This is a genomic window from Mesorhizobium sp. M7A.F.Ca.CA.003.01.2.1, assembly GCF_003998945.1.
GTDB lineage: Bacteria > Pseudomonadota > Alphaproteobacteria > Rhizobiales > Rhizobiaceae > Mesorhizobium > Mesorhizobium ciceri.
Genome location: NZ_RZRA01000429.1, coordinates 1 through 4,637, shown reverse-complemented (window position 1 = coordinate 4,637; position 4,637 = coordinate 1). Strand labels below are relative to the sequence as shown.

5 protein-coding genes and 1 tRNA gene are annotated in these 4,637 nt (G+C 63.0%); 3 read left to right on the top strand and 3 right to left on the bottom strand.

Annotation, left to right across the window (positions count from 1 at the left end; all coding sequences use genetic code 11):
* Positions 1-334: helix-turn-helix domain-containing protein (locus EN969_RS17945; RefSeq protein ID WP_164758320.1), on the bottom strand; the 334-nt coding region annotated here is incomplete at its 3' end.
* Between the two features lie 90 nt (positions 335-424).
* Here EN969_RS17945 and EN969_RS17940 point away from each other — a divergent pair.
* Positions 425-1,351 carry an NADP-dependent oxidoreductase gene (locus EN969_RS17940; RefSeq protein ID WP_063168875.1) on the top strand — a complete coding sequence of 309 codons (927 nt, stop codon included), beginning with the start codon at positions 425-427 and terminating at the stop codon, positions 1,349-1,351.
* A 69-nt stretch (positions 1,352-1,420) separates the two neighbouring features.
* On the opposite strand, the gene EN969_RS17935 is transcribed toward EN969_RS17940, so the two are convergent.
* The gene (locus EN969_RS17935; protein WP_013529904.1) at positions 1,421-1,696 is read right to left on the bottom strand and encodes a DUF1153 domain-containing protein; all 276 of its coding nucleotides are present in this window, start codon (positions 1,694-1,696) and stop codon (positions 1,421-1,423) included.
* A 289-nt stretch (positions 1,697-1,985) separates the two neighbouring features.
* Between EN969_RS17935 and mnmA the strand changes: the two genes are divergently transcribed.
* Complete coding sequence (gene mnmA, locus EN969_RS17930) at positions 1,986-3,176, top strand: tRNA 2-thiouridine(34) synthase MnmA (protein ID WP_063168876.1); 1,191 nt, start codon at positions 1,986-1,988, stop codon at positions 3,174-3,176.
* 56 nt (positions 3,177-3,232) lie between these two features.
* Here the strand turns inward: mnmA and EN969_RS17925 are convergent, their stop codons facing one another.
* A complete protein-coding gene (locus EN969_RS17925; RefSeq protein WP_013529902.1) occupies positions 3,233-4,198 on the bottom strand; it encodes a Gfo/Idh/MocA family oxidoreductase in 966 nt (321 codons plus the stop codon).
* A 240-nt stretch (positions 4,199-4,438) separates the two neighbouring features.
* Between EN969_RS17925 and EN969_RS17920 the strand changes: the two genes are divergently transcribed.
* Positions 4,439-4,515: transfer RNA gene (locus EN969_RS17920), tRNA-Met, on the top strand.
* The last annotated feature ends 122 nt before the right edge of the window (positions 4,516-4,637 follow it).

The window sequence follows — 4,637 nt, the reverse complement described above, 5'->3', positions numbered from 1 at the left end:
CATGCTGCTCCGCCCATGACCTGATCTGGGTAAGCAGTCCCGCCAGGTTCTGACCGAGCTCGGTCAATTCATATTCGACGCGCGGCGGAATGACCGGAAAGATCTCGCGCCGTACCAATCCGTCGCGCTCGAGCACGCGCAGCGTCTGGGTCAGCATCTTCGGCGTGATGCCGTCAAGCTTCCGGGCAAGCTCGCCATTGCGCAGCCGGCCTTTGCGCAGCGCGCAAACCACCAGATAGACCCATTTGCTGGCCAGCATCTCCAGCACCGTGTGCGAAGGACACGTTCGCCGGAACGCGTCATAGCCGAAACCGCAATCATCTTCACTATCCATGAGGTGCGTATGTATCAGAAAGGTACATACTGGACAAGGGACTATTACTATCCAAATGATAGTGGCATCAACCGAGCAGGAGATATCTCAATGCGTGCCGCTATCCAGAATTCCGTCGGCGGACCCGACGTCCTTGTCATCGCCGATCAGCCCGATCCCACGCCAGAGGCCGGCGAAGTGCTGGTCGGTGTCAAGGCCGCGGGCATCAATCCGGTCGATGGCGCCGTCCGTGCCGGCTACTACCCCTTGCTCGGCGAGCCGCCCTTCATCCTGGGTTGGGATATCTCGGGAACTGTCGAAGCACTCGGCGCCGGCGTCACCGGCTTCAAGATCGGCGACGAGGTGTTCGGGATGCCGCGCTTTCCCAAGCAGGCCGCCGCCTATGCCGAGTTGGTTGCCGTACCTGCCGATCAAATCACACTGAAGCCGAAGGGCGCGGGCCACCTCGAGGCAGGCGCCTTGCCGCTGGCCGGCCTCACCGCCTGGCAAGGGCTTGTTCGCCACGGCGGGCTGAAATCGGGGCAGCGCGTATTGGTGCATGCGGGAGCCGGCGGCGTCGGTCATCTGGCGGTGCAGATCGCCAAGGCGCGCGGCGCCCACGTCGTCGCCACGGCCAGCCCGGGCAAGCTCGATTTCGTCCGCAACCTCGGCGCCGACGAGGTCATCGACTACACCAAGGGCGATTTCACCGACCAGGTTCGCGACATCGATCTGGTGCTGGATCCAATGGGGGGCGACCACGCCCAACGCTCGCTGAAGGTGCTCAAGCGTGGCGGCGTGCTGGTGTCACTGCTCGATGTCAGCGACGACACAAGGGCGCACGCCAGTGCGCGCGATATTCGGGTCGAGCGTATGTCGGTCTTCCCCGACAGGGAGGGCCTGCTGGAACTGGCTCGGTTGATCGATGCCAACAAGATCACCGTCCATGTGGCGAAGAGCTTCCCACTGGACCAGGCGGGGGCCGCTCACGCCTTCCTTGCCACCAAGCCGATCGGCAAGGTTGTGCTGTCGCTCTGAGCGGAACGGTGACCGTGAAAAACAGAAGGGCGCGGAGTTAGCCGCGCCCTTCATCTAAATTCGCAATGGTCAGTGCCGGTATTGCTGGATGCGTGTCGTGCGCAGCCCGGCAAGGCCGTATTCGTCGATCGACGCCTGCCAGGACAGGAATTCCTCGGTGGTGAGCTTGTAGCGTTGGCATGCCTCGTCCAGGCTCAAAAGCCCGCCGCGCACGGCCGCAACCACTTCCGCCTTACGCCGGATAACCCAGCGACGTGTATTGGTCGGCGGCAGATCGGCAATCGTAAGAGGGCTGCCGTCAGGCCCGATAACATATTTGACTCTCGGTCTAACCAGATCGGTCATCGTACTCTCTACAAAAAACTCAAAGACCCAATCCCCGCCACGTTACCGCCACAGCTTTAAAAATTGCCTAAGCAGACCCTAATGACTAGGTAAGGATCATGAACGCCGCGTTAGTCTTTTCGCCGGCATTTGAAACATCTGCCCGCAAACCCTGATTTGCCGGGGGAAAATGCATCCCTTGGCGAAGATCGGCCACAAACGGTGAATCGCCCTGCACGCTGGCGCGCCGGTAAAGCTTGACCTATATTCTCGACATTGGCATTGAGGCGCCGCGCAGAACGAAAGCATCATGAACAGTCTCGATCTTCCCGGACGTCCCGAAAACACCCGCATCGTCGTCGCCATGTCCGGCGGTGTCGATTCATCGGTCGTCGCCGGCCTGCTGAAACGCGAGGGCTACGACGTCGTCGGCGTCACCTTGCAGCTCTACGACCACGGCGCGGCGACGCACCGGGCCGGCTCATGCTGCGCGGGGCAGGACATCGACGATGCCCGCCGTGTCTCCGAGACGCTCGGCATCCCCCATTATGTGCTCGACTACGAGGAACGCTTCCGCAAGGCGGTCATCGATCCCTTCGCCGAGAGCTACGTCGCCGGCGAGACGCCGATCCCGTGCGTTTCCTGCAACCAGACGGTGAAGTTCGCCGACCTCCTGGCCACCGCCAAGGAGCTCGGCGCCGACGCGCTGGCCACCGGCCACTACATCCGTTCCGGCGCCAATGGCGCCCAGCGCGCGCTCTACCGTCCGGTCGACGCCGACCGTGACCAGAGCTACTTCCTGTTCGCCACCACGCAGGCGCAGATCGACTATCTGCGCTTTCCCCTCGGCGGCCTGTCGAAGCCTCAGGTTCGCGCCATCGCCGAGGAGATGGGGCTGGCGGTTGCCGCCAAGCAGGACAGCCAGGACATCTGCTTCGTGCCGCAGGGCAAGTATTCCGACATCATCGCCAAGCTGAAGCCAACTGCGGCCAATCCGGGCGACATCGTCCACATCGACGGCCGCGTGCTCGGCCGCCATGAGGGCATCCTGCGCTACACGATCGGCCAGCGCCGCGGCATCGGCATCGCTTCCGGCGAGCCGCTTTACGTCGTCCATCTCGATGCCGACCGGGCTCGCGTCGTGGTTGGCCCGCGCGAGGCGCTGGAGACGCACAAGATCTATCTCCGCAATATGAACTGGCTGGGCGACGGACCGCTCACAGACGTCCCTGCCGGCGGCCTGGAACTGTTCGCCAAGGTCCGCTCGACGCGGCCGCCGCGCCCGGCCGTGCTGCATCATCGTGCCGGTGCCACATGGGTGGAACTGGTAGACGGCGAGTCCGGCATCGCGCCGGGCCAGGCCTGCGTGCTCTACTCCGATGACGGCAACGAGGCCCGCGTGTTCGGCGGCGGCTTCATCGAGCGATCGGAGCGTGGCGCCGAGGCCGAGGCCATGCTGACCCGGCTTGCCGCCCGGCCGGACCAGATTCCCGCGGAATAAGATTCCCGCGGAATAAGATTCTTGCCGAATAAGTTTCCTGCCGAATAATCCGCGCTTCAGGAATTCGACTTGGTGTGGGTGACCGTGCCGGCGGTCAGGATGCGCAGCACCCTGATCGCTTCCTCGCCGCTGGTACGCGGTTCGGCACGCGTCTCGATGCACTGGATGAAATGCTCCAGCTCGCGCGTCAGCGGCATGCCCTGGGCAACCGCGACATAGGACGGCTCATTGGTGGTGAAGGCCCATTGGCCGCTGTCCTGCCACACCGCGTGGCGGTAGACGGCCAGCTTGCGTTCCCATGGCTCGACGTCGTCGAACACCGCCATTGCCTTGGTGCCGACCACGGTCAGCCGCCGCTCGCGATAGGGATTGAGACGCGAGGTGAAGAGATGGCTGCGCAGGCCGTTGGGGAAGCGCATGTGCAGATGCGCGAAGTCGCTGAGATTGTCGAGCAGGGCGGCCCCCTCGCCGCGCACCTCGATCGGCTCTGTGCCGGTGATCGCCAGGATCATCGACAGATCGTGCGGCGCCAGGTCCCACAGCGCGTCGTTCTCTGTGTGGAACTTGCCGAGGCCGAGCCGGTGAGAGTGGATGTAGCGGACCTCCCCGAGTTCGCCCTTGTCGATCAGCCCCTTCAGCGTCTCGAAGGCGGGGTGGAACCGCAGGACATGGCCGACCATGAAGACGCGGCCATTGTCCTTGGCCGCCTGCACCGCACGCTCGGCATCCGCCACCGTCAGCGCGATCGGCTTTTCCACCAGCACGTCCTTGCCGTTCTCGACGGCACGTACCGCAAGGTCGGCATGGAACTGCGGCGGCAGCGCCATGACGATGGCGTCGATATCGTCACGGACGAACAGCTGGTCCGGCTCGATCGCCAGGCAGTCCTGCTCGCTGGCAAAGCCTTCCGCGCGGGCCCGGTTGGTATCGGAGACCGCGTGCAGCGCGCCGAGCGCCTTGAGAGTGCGGATGTGGTTGCTGCCCCAGTATCCGCAACCGAGGACTGCTATGCGCGGCTTCATCTGTTTCAAACTCTAAAAACTCGTGGCCGAGACATAGCGACGTGCCCCTTCGAACTCAACCCCGGCGGCGACAACCAAATGTCGCCGCGGCAAAGCTTTTCGATAATGACGATAAGCCGGCAAGCCGGTTGCTTCGAAGCTTGACAGGCTCACCTTCCCAACCTTATATCCGCGCGACCTTGGCGAACGCCCCCGACATGCCCTTCGATTTGAGGCGGATTTCGGGCCTTTCGCCGCCCTGGCGGGGTAGCTCAGTTGGTTAGAGCACGGGAATCATAATCCTGGGGTCGGGGGTTCAAGTCCCTCTCCCGCTACCAAAATCCAGTTAAACCATGGAAATGGCTAAAAATTTATACGCGTTGGTAGCGCTTCCGGTTGAAATTGTTCAATAATTTCAATGCGGCGCCATCGTGTTCCTCGCCCCGGTAGAGACGAGAAA

Bases quoted from the DNA above. Each gene is read 5' to 3' on its own strand.
- EN969_RS17940 (WP_063168875.1), top strand. From the start codon at position 425: ATGCGTGCCGCTATCCAGAATTCCGTCGGCGGACCCGACGTCCTTGTC.
- EN969_RS17935 (WP_013529904.1), bottom strand. From the start codon at position 1,696: ATGACCGATCTGGTTAGACCGAGAGTCAAATATGTTATCGGGCCTGAC.
- mnmA (WP_063168876.1), top strand. From the start codon at position 1,986: ATGAACAGTCTCGATCTTCCCGGACGTCCCGAAAACACCCGCATCGTC.
- EN969_RS17925 (WP_013529902.1), bottom strand. From the start codon at position 4,198: ATGAAGCCGCGCATAGCAGTCCTCGGTTGCGGATACTGGGGCAGCAAC.